The sequence below is a fragment of the Paenibacillus sp. HGF5 genome, assembly GCF_000204455.1.
In the GTDB taxonomy this organism is placed as follows: Bacteria; Bacillota; Bacilli; order Paenibacillales; family Paenibacillaceae; genus Paenibacillus_AQ; species Paenibacillus_AQ lautus_A.
In genome coordinates this window covers 53654-69571 of sequence record NZ_AEXS01000175.1, presented here as the reverse complement: position 1 = coordinate 69571, position 15918 = coordinate 53654, and the positions used below count along the sequence as shown (strand labels likewise).

Below are 15918 nucleotides of genomic sequence, written 5' to 3'. Positions count from 1 at the left end.
GCTGCTGGCAGCGACGGTCGGACTGGCTGCCTCCTGCGTTGCGGTAAGCGGCGGCATCGGATTCGTCGGCCTTATAGCGCCGCATCTGGCCAGGCGTTTGGTCGGTGCGAAGCATCAAATGCTGCTTCCGGTAACGGCGCTGGTCGGTGCCTTGCTGGTCATCACTGCCGACACTTTGGGCCGCTGGATCATTCAACCGTCCGAGATTCCGACCGGGATCGTGGTTGCCGTGATTGGCGCTCCGTACTTCCTGTACCTGCTATCCAGGACAAGAGCTTAGCTGCCCAAGATCGCAGGGATCTAGCGCAAACTTGCGACGGGTAAGGGCTTGCACATTTATTACCGCCATTACGGATTTAAGGAGGTCCTTATGCTACGCCGATTTTTTTCCTATTACAAGCCTTATAAAGGGCTATTCATATTGGATTTTTGCTGCGCTATCTTTGCGGCTTTACTGGAATTGATATTCCCGGTAGCCGTCAACCGCGTGATCGACGACTTGCTGCCAAGCGGGAACTGGAAGTGGATTTTATACGCTTGTCTTGGGCTTCTCGGCATTTATGTCGTCAGTTCTTTCCTGCATTACGTAGTCACGTATTGGGGTCATAAACTCGGCATCAACATTGAAACGGATATGCGCAAAAAGCTGTTCGATCGGGTTCAGAAGCAATCCTTCCGTTTTTTTGACAACAACAAGACGGGACATCTTGTTTCGAGAATGACCAACGACCTGATGGATATCGGCGAGATTGCCCACCATGGTCCGGAAGACCTGTTCATCGCCGTCATGACGCTCGCCGGAGCGCTGGGCATCATGCTCGGGATCAACTGGCAGCTTGCCGTGATGACGTTTGTGATCGTTCCTTTGATGATCTATTTATCGCTGTATTTCAGCGGGAAAATGTCGGCGGCGTTCAAGCGCATGTTCTCCGATATTGCCGATTACAATGCACGCGTGGAGAACAACGTCAGCGGGATCCGCGTGGTTCAAGCCTTCTCGAACGAGGAGCATGAAATCGCGCGTTTCGCCGAGAACAACAACCGCTTTCGCGTGACAAAGCTGATTGCTTACCGCATCATGGCCTGGAACTCGTCGATCAGCTTTATCCTGATGAAATTCATCTCCCTGTTCGTGCTGGTATGCGGCACCTGGTTCGTGATTGAGGGCCGAATGACCAACGGGGAATTTATCGCTTTTGTCATGCTCTCTAACGTGTTCCTCGGTCCGATTAAACAAATCAATGCGGTCATTGAGATGTATCCGAAGGGAATCGCCGGCTTTAAACGGTATTTGGAGCTTTTGGAAAGCGAACCCGACGTCGCGGATATGCCGGGTGCCAAGCCGGTCGGCCATGTACGGGGTGACATTGCCTTTCACGGCGTAACCTTCGGGTACGAGAACAAAGACCACGTCCTGGAGGATGTCCATTTGTCCATTCGCGCAGGCGAAACCGTCGCGCTTGTGGGGCCGTCCGGAGCGGGCAAGACCACGCTGTGCTCATTGCTGCCCCGTTTCTATGACATGGAAGCCGGACGGATTACGATCGACGGGATCGATATTCGCGACATGACGCTGCAATCCCTTCGTTCCCATATTGGCATCGTCCAGCAGGACGTGTTCCTGTTTGATGGCAGCATCCGCGAAAATATCGCTTATGGCAGGCTGGATGCTGACGACGGCGACATCATGAAAGCGGTGGGCCGTGCCCAGCTTGAAGAGCTGGTTGCTTCGCTTCCGGATGGGCTGGACACCTTGATTGGCGAGCGGGGCGTGAAGCTGTCCGGTGGACAGAAACAGCGACTGTCGATAGCCCGGATGTTCCTTAAGAACCCGCCGATCCTCATTCTCGACGAGGCGACGTCCGCGCTCGATGCGGAAACCGAAGCGGCGATCCAACAGGCGCTTGCCGAGCTCTCGGAAGGACGAACGACGCTGGTGATTGCCCACCGGCTCGCAACCATCAAGAATGCGGATCGCATCGTGGTCGTTGCGGACAAAGGCATCGCCGAACAAGGAGTCCATGAGGATCTGCTCGCGGCTCGCGGCATATACAGCCGTTTGCATCGAGCTCAATTCGGGGCTTGATTCAACCAACAACATACTTAGGAGGATGTAAAATATGTTCAAGTCAAAATTACGCGTCATGCTCGCCATGCTTGTCTTATGCTCGATCTTCATCTCGGCATGCGGCGCAAATGGAAATACGGCGAATCATGCCGGCTCCGCAGGCGAAACAGCAACAGGGACGGATACTGCAAAGACTGAAGCCTCAGCCCCAACAACCAAAAAGGTGCCGACAGTTAACGGAGACATCGAAATTCCGACGGATCCTCAGCGAATTGTAGTGGATGCCTACTTGCCAACGCTGCTGCTGCTCGGAGAAAAGCCGGTAGGCGCTACAGCGACGGATCTGGAGAACGTCCATATCCAGGACCTGATCGATGGCATAGAGAACACCGGGGAAAGCTCTGCGGAGAAGATAGTGGAACTTAACCCCGACCTGATTATCAGCGCGAACTCGGACCCGGAGCTATACGAGAAACTGTCCAAAATCGCACCGACCGTCATTCTTCCTTATGAAACCTATCGAGGCGTGCACGAAGAAGTAGAGGGACTCGGCGCAATCCTTGGCAAGGAAGAAGAAGCAAAAGAATGGCTTGCCGGTTTTGATGAAAAAATCGAAGCGCTGCGCACAAAAGTGAACGGCGTGTTGGAAGAAGGGGAGACGTTCTCGATCTTCGGCGCATTCGGCAAAACCTTCTACCTGTACGGTGACGGCATTTATCGCGGGGGCTTGGCCATCTATAAGGAACTCCAGTTAACGCCTCCGGCAAGGATCCAAAAGGAATTGATTGATGCCAACGTGACTTACAAGGAGGTTTCCTTGGAAGTGCTCAAAGATTATGCAGGCGATTATATTTTCTTTGATGAGTCTAACGGGGCCGAGATGGATAAGAAGGATAAGGTGTGGACTTCGATTGAAGCGGTGAAGCAGGATCGCGTGTTTTATCTGGATGCCAAGCGATTCTGGCCGTTTGATCCCATTGCGGTCCTGGCTCAGGCCGAGGAAGTGACGGACATGATCGTCAGCCAAAAAGAAAAGGAGAATGCGAAATAAACCGCGGTATCGGTGCTCCCCGGGAGAAAGGCGGGCAGGATGGAGGTGACGTTGATCCTCTCTTCATGAAGCAGCGAAATGGCAGCCCCTGATGATGAGGGTGCTGCCATTTGCATTTTCCGTGGAAATGACGAAACGCAAGCCATGCAGAAACCCATCATGCCTTGGCGTGGTGAATAAGACGGTACCTCAGATGCGTTACACCGGGAGATTCGATGACGGTTGTCCGAGCGAATTCGATATCGGAGGGGAGATGTTCGAACAATTTCTGTCCGTTGCTTAGAAGGATCGGCACCAGCGTGATCAGGAGCTCATCCAGCAGGCCTGCTCCCATATATTGTTGTATGACGTTGGCGCCTCCGGCGATTTTGACGTCTTTGCTCCCCGCCGCAGCTTTTGCTTGCTCCAATGCTCGTTCGATCCCTTCCGTGACAAAGGTATAAGTCGTACCGCCATCCTTCGTTTCTGTCTGCCGTTCTTCATGAGTCAGTATAAATACCGGCATATGAAAAGGGGGGGGGGTATCTCCCCAAAAAGGTTGTCCATGATCAAACATCGTGCGGCCAAGAATGACAGCGCCGGTCCTGCGACCCGCGTTATGATTAAATTTCTTATCATTTGCTAATTTCATGGTGACGCAAAAAAACAGAGATGCAGGATGTAACAAGGGCAAGGTCCGCGCATGCGGTCCTTGCCCTTGGTTTATTACTGTCATGGAGAAAAGAAGATTCACTTGAAGCTGGCTCAACCACAAGATAGCGCTATAATCGCGGCATGCGGTCTGGTTTTATCGAGCATCCGTCGGTTCGTCCACGGCTTTCAGCTTATCGTTCAATATGCTGTCCTCCAGCACGCTGAATTTGTCCCCGTATATTTTCGTGATATGTTTTTCGCCCCATGCACAGAGCATATCCAGAATTCCGCTTAAACTTCTGCCGTACTCGCTGAGCTCATATTCCACTTTAGGCGGCACTTGATTATGAATAATGCGATTGATCACGCCATCGTCCTCCAGCTCTCGCAGCTGCTGCGTCAGCATTTTTTGGGTGATGTGCGGCATGAGGCGCTTCAGCTCGTTGGTTCGTTTACGGCCATGGGTCAGATGGCAGAGGATCACGCATTTCCACTTGCCCCCGATCACTTCCAATGTTGCTTCGACGGCTATATTGTATTTCTTCGTTTGCATATGGAGCCTCCTATTCTTGATAGGCACCAAAAAGTGCCTAGGGTACTGTCAGGTACCTACATTACAAAAAAGTACGTTCTTCACACAATTGATGATATGAATCATAATAGCATTTGCCAGCTGGATTACACCATACGTCATATTTTTACAATATACAAGTAAGCGAATAGGATAGGGGGAAAATAGGAACATCATGATTATAGATAAAAAAAGAAGTTTGCTTGCGCTTATAGCGCTTGCCGTCAGTGCCTTCGCCATCGGAACAACGGAATTCATCAGCGTAGGCCTGCTGCCGTTGATTGCGGAGGATATGAATATCTCCGTGACGACAGCCGGATTAACCGTGTCGATGTATGCGCTGGGCGTTACCTTCGGTGCGCCGATCCTCACGTCGCTCACATCCAGGATGTCCAGGAAGACGTTACTGCTCTGGATTATGATCATTTTTATTATCGGTAACAGCTTGGCAGCAGGCGCAGCTTCCATTGGCGTTCTGCTTGCAGCACGCGTCCTGCCGGCCTTCTCACATGGCGTGTTCATGTCGATCGGCTCGATTATTGCCGCAAGCGTGGTGCCTGAGAACCGCAGGGCATCAGCGATCTCCATTATGTTCACGGGCCTTACCGTAGCCACGGTCACCGGCGTTCCGCTCGGAACGTTTATCGGTCAGCAGCTGGGCTGGAGGCTTGCTTTTGTCGCAATTGTTGCGGTCGGCATCGTTGCGCTGATTGCGAATAGTATCCTGGTCCCTTCGGACCTGCCTAAGGGAGAGCGCACTTCATTCCGCGATCAGGCTAAATTGATGACGAACGGAAGACTGCTGCTCATGCTTCTGATTACGGCTCTCGGTTATGGCGGGACCTTTGTTGTCTTCACTTATTTATCCCCATTGCTTCAGGATATAACAGGCTTCAACGAAAATACGGTGGCCGTCATCCTGCTTGTCTATGGGATCGCCATTGCAGTCGGTAACGTGATCGGTGGAAAGGCGGCCAATCGCAACCCGCTTAAAGCCTTGTTCTATATGTTTATAGCCCAAGCGCTGGTGCTGTTCACGCTTACGTTTACCGCACCGTTTCAAGCGGCGGGACTCATCACGATTATTCTTATGGGATTCCTGGCGTTCATGAACGTGCCGGGGTTGCAGGTTTACGTCGTGATGCTGGCCGAGCGCTTTGCGCCCGGAGCCGTGAATATGGCGTCCGCGCTGAACATTGCCGCATTTAATGCCGGCATTGCCATCGGCGCTTTTCTAGGCGGCTTGATCACGAATTCCATGGGCTTGATTCATACGGCATGGATCGGAGCCCTGATGGTGGCCGGTGCGGTCGTGCTCACGGGCTGGAGCTTGAAGCTGGAACGAAAGGATTCGGGAAATCCGGATACATCGGATAAGCCGGGTATGCCAGCGGCATGAAACAACATTTTAGGATGAAGGGAGGTGATGGCCGAGCCGATCATGGGAAACACTGCACAATAGGTTCATCCACTTTTTCACAAACCAAAAAATTTCGGAGGTTTATCAACATGACTGCAAAACACTTACAAGATACAACCACTTTATATAATGGCGTCAACATGCCTTGGTTTGGACTAGGCGTATTTAAAGTTGAAGAAGGACCGGAGCTGGTGAATGCCGTTCGTACGGCCATCCAGCACGGCTATCGGAGCGTGGACACCGCCGCAATATACGGCAATGAAGAAGGTGTCGGGCAGGGCATCCGCGAGGGATTGGCAGCTGCCGGATTAAAGAGAGAGGATCTGTTCGTCACCTCCAAGGTGTGGAATGCCGATCTGGGTTATGAATCGACTTTGAAGGCTTATGAGGAAAGCTTGCGAAAGCTGGGATTGGAGTATTTGGACTTGTACCTTATACACTGGCCTGTTGAAGGGAAATATATAGAGGCGTGGAAGGCGCTCGAAGCGTTGTATAAGCAAGGACGCGTGAAAGCTATCGGCGTGAGCAATTTCCAAATCCATCATCTGGAGAGGTTAATGAAGGAAACCGAAATCAAACCCATGGTGAACCAGGTGGAATATCATCCCCGATTAACGCAAAAAGAATTGCAGGCGTACTGCCAGGCGAACGGTATTCAGCTAGAAGCGTGGTCTCCCTTAATGCAGGGTCAGCTGCTGGATCAGGAGGACCTTCAGATCATCGCGAAGAAGCATCATAAATCCATCGCGCAGATCATTCTTCGCTGGGATTTGCAGAACGGCGTGGTGACGATTCCGAAATCGACCAAAGAGCATCGGATTACCGAGAACTCCGATCTATTTGATTTTGAATTGTCCTTCGAGGATATGCAGCGCATCAACAGCTTGAATCAGAATCACCGAGTGGGACCTGACCCGGACAATTTTGATTTCTAAAAAATCGGCGTTTATAGCAAGAATATAGGTGTAATGAATAGTGGGACTCTCCTGAGCTTTCTCCACCGCGGTGGGGATCGGGAGGGTCCATTCCTACATAAACGAAAAGGAGCGAGGATCATGAACTTGGATTTGCAGGGTAAAGTCGCATTGGTCACAGGCTCGACATCGGGCATCGGCAAAGCGATCGCCATGTCGCTGGCTGCCGAAGGGGCGTCCGTCATTATTAATGGAAGACATGAGGATAAGGTGAAACAGACGATCCATGACATTCGCGCCGTCCATCCGGATGCCGAGCTGCGTTATGCCGTAGCGGATCTTGGAACCGAAGAGGGCTGCCATCAGGTCAGGGAAGCCGCCCCGGTCGTTGATATTCTAATCAATAATTTAGGAATCTTCGAGCCTGCCGAATTTTTCGATATATCGGATGCGGAATGGTTCAGGTTCTTCGAGACGAATATCATGAGCGGCGTCCGTTTAACCAGACACTATTTGCAGAACATGATCAGCCGCAATGAAGGCCGAATTATTTTTATCGCGAGCGAAGCCGCCGTCATGCCGTCCCAGGAGATGGCGCATTACAGCGCAACCAAGACGATGCAGCTGTCGCTTTCCCGGAGTTTGGCCGAATTGACGACAGGAACCCGCGTCACGGTGAATACCGTCATGCCCGGCTCCACCCTTACGGAAGGCGTCGAAACGATGCTGGATACGCTGTATCCCGATGAGAATCTACCCATCGAAGAAGCCGAACAGCGGTTTATGAAGGAAAATCGCCCAACTTCCATTATTCAGCGGCTGATTCGTCCGGAGGAAATTGCCGATTTCGTTGCCTACCTTAGCAGTCCTAAATCCTCCGCGATCAACGGTTCGGCGCTCCGGATTGACGGCGGCTTGGTACGAAGCGTATTTTGAGCAAGCCATGGCCTAACCTATCGATGGCATTCTATCGGGATGAACGGTATTTCAGCCTGAAGAAATTGGGTTTAAACCCGGTATAGCGAACAAAGCAGCGAATGAAATACGGAAACGAGCCGAATCCCGATTCCTCGGCTATCCGTCCGATCGGCTCGTTGGTATAGATCAGCAATCGCTTGGCTTGCTCGATCCGATGCCGCGTCAGAAACTCCAGGGGCGTGCAGCCGAACGTTTTTTTCATGCAAATGGCAATATAATTCTGGTGAAAGTGCATGGCATCGGACAATTGCTGGTAGCTGACCGGCTCTTTGTAATGTGCTCTTAAATAGTTGGCCGTTCGTTCGGCAATGGCATAATGAGGATGCTGCTGCTGGATTCCTTCTTCTTCGGCTTGGAACAGCAGGAGCAGCTCATGCATCAGCTGCTGCTGCTTCCAGCGTGCCGCGGAAGATAGCGACTGCTGAAGCACCTGCAGCTGTTCAATCAAACGTCCGGCCTGCTCTTTCGAGGACAGTTCTCCATGCTTGGGGATATAGAAAGAGAAATTATCGAACGGCACATGAGGGTGATCCGATTGCGATAAGGCAAAAGGGATCCGTTCCTCCGCTTCAATCCACGGTCCGACCGTCTGAAAATGCAGCCAATAAAAATGGGTTTCCTCTTCACAGGGCAGGTATGTACGGTGTGCAGCATCGGGTCTTAGAATCAGATAATACCCTGCCTTTACACTGTAAGAAGCTCCGTTCTCTTCCAGGAACAACTCCCCTCTGGTTACGAGAATCAGATCAAAGACACCAAGGTTATACCGATCCGGATGTCGGTCTCCCTCCTGATAGGTATCTTCACCGCATATCATATAATGCGGCAATGGCGGAGCGGTAAAATGAAAGATCATCCGCGTCCGGTCCTCCTTCTCCAACTAGCTTTTCTCCATCATAATCGTTTTGTTCCTCCGTATTCAATCCATCATGATGTTGTAATCGGATAAAAAGATGTTGTTTCTGTGTATAGGGTATCGCTCGGTTGAGATGTTATATTTTTACCTAAGCAATCACCTATAAGACAGAACAAGGAGCGTGGGTATTGTATGCTGCATCAGACGGCATTTAACAGTTTGCCGCTTAGAGCGATCAAGCCGGCCGGCTGGCTTAAGAATCAGCTGGAGATTCAAGCAAGCGGGTTTACCGGACATCTGGAGGAACAGTGGAAGGACGTCGGAGCAGACAACGGATGGCTTGGCGGCCAAGGAGAAAGCTGGGAGCGGGGACCGTATTATGTCGACGGCTTGCTTCCATTAGCTTATTTGCTGGAGGACGAGTCTTTGATCGCTAAAGCGAATCGCTGGGTCGAGTGGTCGCTTGCCAGCCAGCAGGAGAACGGCATGTTCGGTCCGGCGCGCATTACCTCCGTGAATCAGGATATCGATAAGGATCAGGATTGGTGGCATTATATGATCATGCTGAAAGTGATGATGCAGCATGAGGAAGCAACGGGCGACGAACGCATCATCCCGTTTCTGACCAAGTTCTTTACTTACGTCCATTCGGTCATTGAGGAGCAGCCGCTGCGAGGCTGGGCCAAAACCAGGGGAGCCGAGATGCTGCTGTGCATCGTGTGGCTGCATAAACGAACGGCGCAGCCTTTCCTGCTGCAGCTTGCCGATACCATCGCCGAACAAACCACGGACTGGAGCGGTATTTTTCATGATTTTCCGTTCTGGCGCAAGGTTGAAGAGTGGGATTGGACAACCCATGTCGTGAACGTGGCGATGGGCATCAAAACGCCGGGCGTGCTGTATGAATTAAACGGAAATCCGGTGGAGCGGGAAAGCGTGCACCGGGGCATCGATTCCTTGATGACGTACCACGGTCAAGCGCACGGCATGTTCTCGGGCGACGAATGGCTGTCCGGCACCCATCCGAGCCAGGGGGTTGAATTGTGTGCCGTCGTCGAGTATATGTTTTCGATGGAGCAGCTGACGCGCATTTTCGGGGAGGGACGCTTCGGGGATATTTTGGAGAAGGTCGCGTTTAATGCGCTGCCCGCCGCCATCTCTGCGGATTGGACCTCGCATCAGTATGATCAGCAGGTAAACCAAATGATTTGCAACGTCGCTCCGCGGGCATGGAGCAACAGTCCCGATGCCAACGTATTCGGACTGGAGCCGAATTTCGGATGCTGCACGGCCAATATGCATCAGGGCTGGCCCAAGCTGGCCTCGCATCTGTGGATGAAGGACCAGGAGGACGGGCTAGTTGCCGTTTCGTATGCTCCGTGCACGGTTAGAACCACGGTTGGCCGTCAGGGCGTGTCTGCTGAGGTTGAGGTCACCGGCGAATATCCGTTCAAAGATCGCGTTCAAATCCATCTCTCGCTTGAACGGGCGGAATCATTCCCGATATCGCTGCGCATTCCGGCCTGGTGCGACCATCCCGTCATTACCTTGAACGGGCGCGAACTGCCGATTCAGGCAGAGTCCGGTTATGCCAAAATCGTGCAGACCTGGCAGAGCGGCGATCTACTGGAACTGTACCTGCCGATGGAAGTCAAGACCGAGTCGCGCAGCATGTACGCGACCAGCATTACAAGAGGACCGCTGGTGTACGTGCTGCCCGTGAAGGAGAACTGGCAGATGATCCGGCAGCGCGAGATGTTCCACGACTGGGAGCTCTATCCTGCTTCCCCATGGAAATACGGACTGGTGGCCGATACGTCGTTTGAGGTGCTGGAACGGGAGGTGGCCCGTCAGCCGTTCCTGGCTGCCGATGCCCCTGTCCGGGTGAAGGTGAAGGGCCAGCTGATCCGGGATTGGAAAATGGAAGGCAACAACGCCGGAAACCCTCCGCTGCATCCGAACACGGACGGCCAGCCCATTACGGAATTGGAGCTGGTTCCGTACGGAAGCGCGAAGCTTCGGATCGGAGAATTTCCTCTGATCGGGGATCGGATCAGAATCGCTAAGAACTGAGCAGGAATATTACCACGTCCGAAAACCGCGTATACCGCGGTTTTTTTATTGTTCGGATTTATGTTCAAATCACCAAAATGAATGGGCAGAAATATCGAGATTACCTCTGAAAGATGTCGTAACCCTTGCTCCGTGGTGCATGAACAATGCGAGCAAGCGGCTAGCAGCGCAGGTATGTATTCATGAATGCGGGATATGAATCCGCTGCGGGACAGCCCTAATATTTCCTTTACCGTCAGGTCAGTGCGAAAGAACCGAATCAAGGCAGACGACAATTGTGGGCTATACTTATGCGGGCTCTTTTCTACATCGCTGTTTTCATTTTGTCACATAATCGGCCTCATTCCAGTCTTGTTTAATGACAACGCATGAAGGAGGTTTCTTCGATTGATTGCAAAATATGATGTGGCCATTGTTGGTGGAGGTATTGCCGGACTGACCGCAGCTCTTTATTTAGCAAGAGACCTGACAAACTCAAATATCTAGAGGAGGTAGTGAGATGAGAATCATCGAATTGGAACTGAGAACCGCCAGGTTAGCTGAACTGAAGGAGTTTTACACAGAAAGACTTGGATTTGCTCTAGCAGAAATCACGGAACATTCCATCACGATCGTTGTCGGTGAAACGAGGTTGACTTTCGTTCGCGAGGAGGACGAAGGGGTAATGCCGTCCTACCATTTGGCAATGAACATCCCCGAGAACCAAATTCGCGAAGCGAAAAGCTGGCTCTTGGCCAAAGGCTGTCAGGTGCTTTCCGCTGCACCGCTTCCGTTCGCTGGAATCGAGGCAAACGAAGATATCGCCTATTTCGAAGGAACGGATGCACATGCCTTCTATTTCGAGGATCCTTCGGGGAATCTGGTGGAGTTCATCGCTCGGCATCGAATGGATAATGCCTTATCAGAGCCTTTCGATCATGAATCCATTCTGAATGTCAGCGAGATCGGCTTTCCGCTCCGCGGAAGCGTATCCGAGGCCGTTCAGCGCCTAGATTCTCGATTTGACGTCACGCGTTATATCGGGGACGGAAAGACGTTTCAGATGCTCGGTGACGAGTACGGAATGTTCATCCTGGGGGATATGGCCATCGGATGGTATCCTTCGATGAAGATTCCGGAAGTTCATCCTATCGGAATGACGATTCTCGATTCCAAAGAAGGGGAGTTTCAATTGGATCCGTACCCTTACACCATTCGAGCGGTTTCCAAAAGGTTAGTCTAAGGGAGGAATTAACGATGGAAGTACAAAAAATAACCGCAACCCGCTCTTCGCTGCCGGCAGCCGCTCAATATGCGCGGCTAGGTTTTAGTATATTGAACGTGCTTTTTGCGATCTGCATCGCGTTACAGGTGTTCTTGGCTGGATTCGCGCTGTTCGTGGATTCGTCTCAATGGGGGATGCATGGTAATTTCGCCATGTACTTCGCGCCTATCCCCGTATTGTTGTTTATATTGTCTTTTCCGGCCAGACTGCCCAAGGGCATTAAAGTTAAGAGTTTGGTGCTCATCGGCCTAATCCTTCTGATCTTCGCGACGGCTGTCTTTTCGGAAGAAATCGGTTTTGCGGCAGCGGCACATCCCGTCATCTCGCTGGGCTTATTCTTGAACGCGTTGTTGATTATGAGGGAGATGACGAAAGGATAGATGAGAGAGAAGGAAAGAAAGCATCTGTAAATAAATTCATTAGATTAAGCAAATTTATAGGCGACCCTTTAGAGTTAGCCTATAAATTTGCCATAAACAATGATAAAGCAAAAGCTGGAAAACGCGAAGTCACGTATATATACCTGTTTCCCCAATCGACTTTATGAATAGAGTGAAAACAAATTTATATATAATTGTATAAAAGTAAAACTATGGTATTCTGAGAGTATAAGGATGAGGTTGTTCCTCGAACGGGACCATTGTTGAGTCAAAACTTGATATCAAAAATTTAGGAGGATGAAAAATGAAGGTCAAACGAATTGTTACTAATGTTGCGACGCAGGACATTTCCAAAGCTTCGTATTTTTACGGGGAAGTACTTGGACTTGATCAACTAATGGATATGGGATTTATTGCAACATACGGTTCGCATGAGAAAATGGGCACTCAGGTTAGTTTCCTATCAGAGGGAGGCTCCGGTGCACCTGTGCCAGATCTGTCAATTGAGGTTGATGATCTTGATGAGGCGTTAACCCGGATAAAAGAAGCAGGAATCCCGATTGAGTATGGACCAACCGAGGAGCCGTGGGGGGTACGGCGTTTCTTTGTTAGGGACCCATTCGGGAAACTTATCAATATTCTTATCCATCTTTAAATCATAAATGGAGCAAATTATTGCGGGCAGCGATAGCACGGCAATGGAACTCGTCCAACCAATGGGGCAGACGTATGGAGAACTTCATCGTTACGAGCTCCTTTATGAAGTATATTCATGCCGGCAACGGACAACGCTTAAAGTTAAGTAAATCTTATGTGGGAGGTCATAATTTCTTGAAATTTGAACTAGGACGTTGCTTACTGAATGAACGATTGGTGGAATCCGGGAAGTCAGCGGAATGGTTGGCAAAAGACTTGCTTATTAAACCGGAACGAGTTTACGACTTTATGGAGAACCAAAGAGTGATGCCACTCAAAATTGCCATATCGATCGCCGATTCCATCGGTTGTGACGTTCGTGCTTTATATGAATTAATTCCGCACGATAATGAAGCAAAGGGAGCTTCGCGGAATAATGGGTAGGCTGCACTAAGACTATAAATGTGATCCATTGATCCAAGTTAACGGGAATCGATAGCTCTATCCAAATTAGAAGGCAGCTGATCATTTGTGATCGGCTGCCTTTTTGAAACTCTCCGCAATTCATGAACCGATTAGATAAGCATTTAGTTATATTTCACTGCACATAGTTCATTAGCTAACACGGGCAGGATTACTCAATTAAATCATAGAATACCTAATATGGGATTTGATCATAGGAGGGCGGATATGGATTTCACATTTATTCGGCACGGTCATGGAGAACATCTCAACGATTATCCAAATCGGTTGAATACGCTGCATCCTAGTCTTACAGAGTACGGCAAATTTCAAGTAACGCAGCTACGAAATGAAATTACAATGGATCCCGATGATTTAGTTCTTGTAAGTCCAACTACACGTACAATTGAGACGGCAACGATTATAAAAAATGGCATGGACTTCATTATTTCTCCATTGGTTGGTCCGAGAATGTTTCCTCAGAACCCCGAACTTCCTTTTTTAGCTTGCGATCACATCCTTTCTAAAACGGAAATTACCGATCTGTATGGAGATACTGAAATTCTTGATTTCAATTTGGATTGCTGGAAAGAAGGGATCAATAGGATCGAACAGGATATTTTCGAAGGATATGCTGCGCGGTTATTAGAGTGGATCGGGAAAAGCTATAAAAAAATTGTCATTATTTCACATGATGGTACGATCACGAATTTTCGGATATTGCTTGGAGAAAAAGGATTGACCAAAAACGATTTTCTCGGTGAGGCTGGGGTATATCGAATGAGCTTGTAACCTGTTGGTCGCTAAGCGCCAAGCTAACATCCTTTGAAAGGCGGTGATGAACATCGGAAACCCATTGCGGGAAATCAACTGGGTGGAGAAAAGCAATACCCTTGAAGTTTTGCTCGAGCATGAAGGTTCATTTCATGCCGTCTCCTTGGATTCGGGGCTGGAAGCAGAAGTAATGAAAATTGCCGCGCCAACGGCGGACTACGTACTGAAAGTATGGAACAAAGCGTCCAAGCCGAATGTACATGCTCAATATCAGATTTTGAGTGCATTATTCACGCATGGAAGTTCAGTTTCTGAGCCCGTGGGCTGGGGAACGAACCGAAATGGCGATTCAACATTGCTGACCAGTTATGACGGAATGCCCGTTCAAACGGTCGATCCGGGTAAACTAGCGAAGCTGGTGCAGATTTTAGCGGATATACATAAGCTCCCGCTTGAGGATTTTATTGGTGACCGATTACCCCGATATGAGTTCATTGATTATTTCTTTCCTCGCATCGAGGAGCACCCCGATATCCGGATTCTTCTGGAAGAACTTCTTCAGCGGGCGGATATGAAACCATCATGTTTGATCCATGGCGATTACCACCTGGGCAATATTCTTGAGACTAAAGACAAGCTGACGGTAATCGATTGGACGAACGCTCAATGGGGGGATCCCAGATATGATGTTGCTTGGTCGATTATCATAATGTGGATATTTGCAAGCGAAGAGCAAGCCGACATGTATCGTGCAGCATGTTGTGCCGAGTATGGTTACGAAGAACATGACCTTGAATTGTTTGAAGCCATAGCCTGTTTGAGAGGAATCATGCTGTTTAAAGCGAATGATGAACCTATCGGCCATCACATCATCGCAAGGTTTAGGTCCATATTGTCGAAAAACGAATATTTAAACGACCAATTGCTCTAAAGCCGTCCTCGATAAATGAATATCACGCAGAAATGTACGGTAGCATCAGGTTATGCTTAAACGTTTGCTAAAGAGCAATAGAAGAGATTAGGCAGGAATGGCATTTGGGGAAACTCCCGTATGTCGGTTGCACCGCATTTAATGGATAAAGGAGAGTTGTTGCCCATTGGAAACAATCGCTTGCGTCACGGGAGCCGATCGGGGGTTGGGATTGAGCTTGGCGAAATGGCTTCTTGAAAACGGATACACCGTGTTTGCCGGACGCTATATGGAGGATTGGGACGCCTTGGATCGATTGCTGGAGGAATATCCGGACCAGTTGGAGCTGATTCCGCTTGATATCGGCGACGATGCCAGCGTACAGCAGGCAGCCAAGCTGATCCGGGATAAGGCGCCGCATCTGGATCTGCTCATAAACAATGCCGGCATCACGAAACGGTCCGATCTGGCGAACATTCAGGGCGAACTGGATTTTGCCGATATGGCCCAAATCTACAATGTAAATACCCTTGGACCTCTTCGGGTAAGCCATGCTCTTATCGATCTGCTGCTTCAAGGAGACAACAAGCTCGTGGTCAATATCTCATCCGAAGCCGGCAGCGTTAGCAGAAATAAACGCAAGGAGATGTACGGCTACTGCATGTCTAAATCCGCGCTCAATATGCAATCCTCGATACTGCATCAGCATCTGTTAACCGATGGAGGGCAGGTCATGGTGTTCTATCCCGGATGGCTGCAATCCTACATGAGCGGCGAACTGAATCAAGAAGCGGCCGTGCCGCCGGACGTGTCTGCCGATCGCATCATGAACCTTGTGATGGACCATAAGGCATACGTTGGCGAACAGCCGATTTTTCTGGATTATGAAGGACAAGTGTGGCCCTGGTAAAAGGGTGGGAGAGGAGAC

18 protein-coding genes are annotated in these 15918 nt (G+C 50.0%); 15 read left to right on the top strand and 3 right to left on the bottom strand.

Annotated features, from left to right (window positions below):
- From HMPREF9412_RS29870 to HMPREF9412_RS29860, 3 genes are all read left to right on the top strand, one after another.
- The coding region (locus HMPREF9412_RS29870; RefSeq protein WP_009595584.1) for an iron chelate uptake ABC transporter family permease subunit at positions 1-280 on the top strand (280 nt) is incomplete at its 5' end.
- A 90-nt stretch (positions 281-370) separates the two neighbouring features.
- Positions 371-2086, top strand: coding sequence for an ABC transporter ATP-binding protein (locus HMPREF9412_RS29865; RefSeq protein WP_009595579.1), 1716 nt, complete (start codon positions 371-373; stop codon positions 2084-2086).
- Between the two features lie 34 nt (positions 2087-2120).
- Positions 2121-3119 (top strand): ABC transporter substrate-binding protein, encoded by a 999-nt coding sequence (locus HMPREF9412_RS29860; protein WP_009595598.1) that lies wholly within the window; start codon positions 2121-2123, stop codon positions 3117-3119.
- 157 nt (positions 3120-3276) lie between these two features.
- Here the strand turns inward: HMPREF9412_RS29860 and HMPREF9412_RS32355 are convergent, their stop codons facing one another.
- Together HMPREF9412_RS32355 and HMPREF9412_RS29850 are read right to left on the bottom strand one after the other, a co-directional pair.
- Positions 3277-3750: a dihydrofolate reductase family protein gene (locus HMPREF9412_RS32355; RefSeq protein ID WP_009595605.1), complete on the bottom strand. Its 474-nt coding sequence runs from the start codon at positions 3748-3750 to the stop codon at positions 3277-3279.
- A gap of 156 nt (positions 3751-3906) precedes the next feature.
- Positions 3907-4305: a winged helix-turn-helix transcriptional regulator gene (locus HMPREF9412_RS29850; protein WP_009595637.1), complete on the bottom strand. Its 399-nt coding sequence runs from the start codon at positions 4303-4305 to the stop codon at positions 3907-3909.
- Between the two features lie 193 nt (positions 4306-4498).
- On the opposite strand from HMPREF9412_RS29850, the gene HMPREF9412_RS29845 reads away from it, so the two are divergent.
- From HMPREF9412_RS29845 to HMPREF9412_RS29835, 3 genes are all read left to right on the top strand, one after another.
- Positions 4499-5722, top strand: coding sequence for an MFS transporter (locus HMPREF9412_RS29845; RefSeq protein ID WP_009595629.1), 1224 nt, complete (start codon positions 4499-4501; stop codon positions 5720-5722).
- Positions 5723-5832: 110 nt separating this feature from the next.
- On the top strand, positions 5833-6678 hold the full coding sequence (locus tag HMPREF9412_RS29840; protein WP_009595589.1) for an aldo/keto reductase: 846 nt from the start codon (positions 5833-5835) through the stop codon (positions 6676-6678).
- A 120-nt stretch (positions 6679-6798) separates the two neighbouring features.
- Complete coding sequence (locus HMPREF9412_RS29835) at positions 6799-7593, top strand: SDR family NAD(P)-dependent oxidoreductase (protein WP_009595590.1); 795 nt, start codon at positions 6799-6801, stop codon at positions 7591-7593.
- A gap of 31 nt (positions 7594-7624) precedes the next feature.
- Here HMPREF9412_RS29835 and HMPREF9412_RS29830 read toward each other — a convergent pair whose 3' ends face one another.
- Positions 7625-8491, bottom strand: a complete 867-nt coding sequence (locus HMPREF9412_RS29830) for a helix-turn-helix transcriptional regulator (RefSeq protein WP_009595581.1) — start codon at positions 8489-8491, stop codon at positions 7625-7627.
- A gap of 192 nt (positions 8492-8683) precedes the next feature.
- Between HMPREF9412_RS29830 and HMPREF9412_RS29825 the strand changes: the two genes are divergently transcribed.
- The 9 genes from HMPREF9412_RS29825 to HMPREF9412_RS29790 all read left to right on the top strand — a co-directional run bounded on the left by HMPREF9412_RS29825 (position 8684) and on the right by HMPREF9412_RS29790 (position 15900).
- On the top strand, positions 8684-10564 hold the full coding sequence (locus HMPREF9412_RS29825) for a beta-L-arabinofuranosidase domain-containing protein (RefSeq protein ID WP_009595611.1): 1881 nt from the start codon (positions 8684-8686) through the stop codon (positions 10562-10564).
- A 387-nt stretch (positions 10565-10951) separates the two neighbouring features.
- Positions 10952-11050 (top strand): NAD(P)-binding protein, encoded by a 99-nt coding sequence (locus HMPREF9412_RS32685; RefSeq protein WP_139084129.1) that lies wholly within the window; start codon positions 10952-10954, stop codon positions 11048-11050.
- 13 nt (positions 11051-11063) lie between these two features.
- The gene (locus HMPREF9412_RS29820) at positions 11064-11786 is read left to right on the top strand and encodes a VOC family protein (RefSeq protein ID WP_009595641.1); all 723 of its coding nucleotides are present in this window, start codon (positions 11064-11066) and stop codon (positions 11784-11786) included.
- Positions 11787-11800: 14 nt separating this feature from the next.
- On the top strand, positions 11801-12208 hold the full coding sequence (locus tag HMPREF9412_RS29815) for a DUF6220 domain-containing protein (RefSeq protein WP_009595573.1): 408 nt from the start codon (positions 11801-11803) through the stop codon (positions 12206-12208).
- Positions 12209-12512: 304 nt separating this feature from the next.
- Entirely contained in the window at positions 12513-12863 is a 351-nt protein-coding gene (locus HMPREF9412_RS29810) for a VOC family protein (RefSeq protein ID WP_015736006.1), read from the top strand.
- Between the two features lie 74 nt (positions 12864-12937).
- Positions 12938-13288, top strand: a complete 351-nt coding sequence (locus HMPREF9412_RS29805) for a hypothetical protein (RefSeq protein WP_009595630.1) — start codon at positions 12938-12940, stop codon at positions 13286-13288.
- A gap of 246 nt (positions 13289-13534) precedes the next feature.
- A complete protein-coding gene (locus tag HMPREF9412_RS29800; protein ID WP_009595571.1) occupies positions 13535-14098 on the top strand; it encodes a histidine phosphatase family protein in 564 nt (187 codons plus the stop codon).
- Between the two features lie 46 nt (positions 14099-14144).
- The gene (locus tag HMPREF9412_RS29795) at positions 14145-15011 is read left to right on the top strand and encodes an aminoglycoside phosphotransferase family protein (RefSeq protein ID WP_009595633.1); all 867 of its coding nucleotides are present in this window, start codon (positions 14145-14147) and stop codon (positions 15009-15011) included.
- Positions 15012-15177: 166 nt separating this feature from the next.
- Positions 15178-15900: an SDR family NAD(P)-dependent oxidoreductase gene (locus tag HMPREF9412_RS29790; protein ID WP_009595612.1), complete on the top strand. Its 723-nt coding sequence runs from the start codon at positions 15178-15180 to the stop codon at positions 15898-15900.
- Positions 15901-15918: the final 18 nt, after the last annotated feature.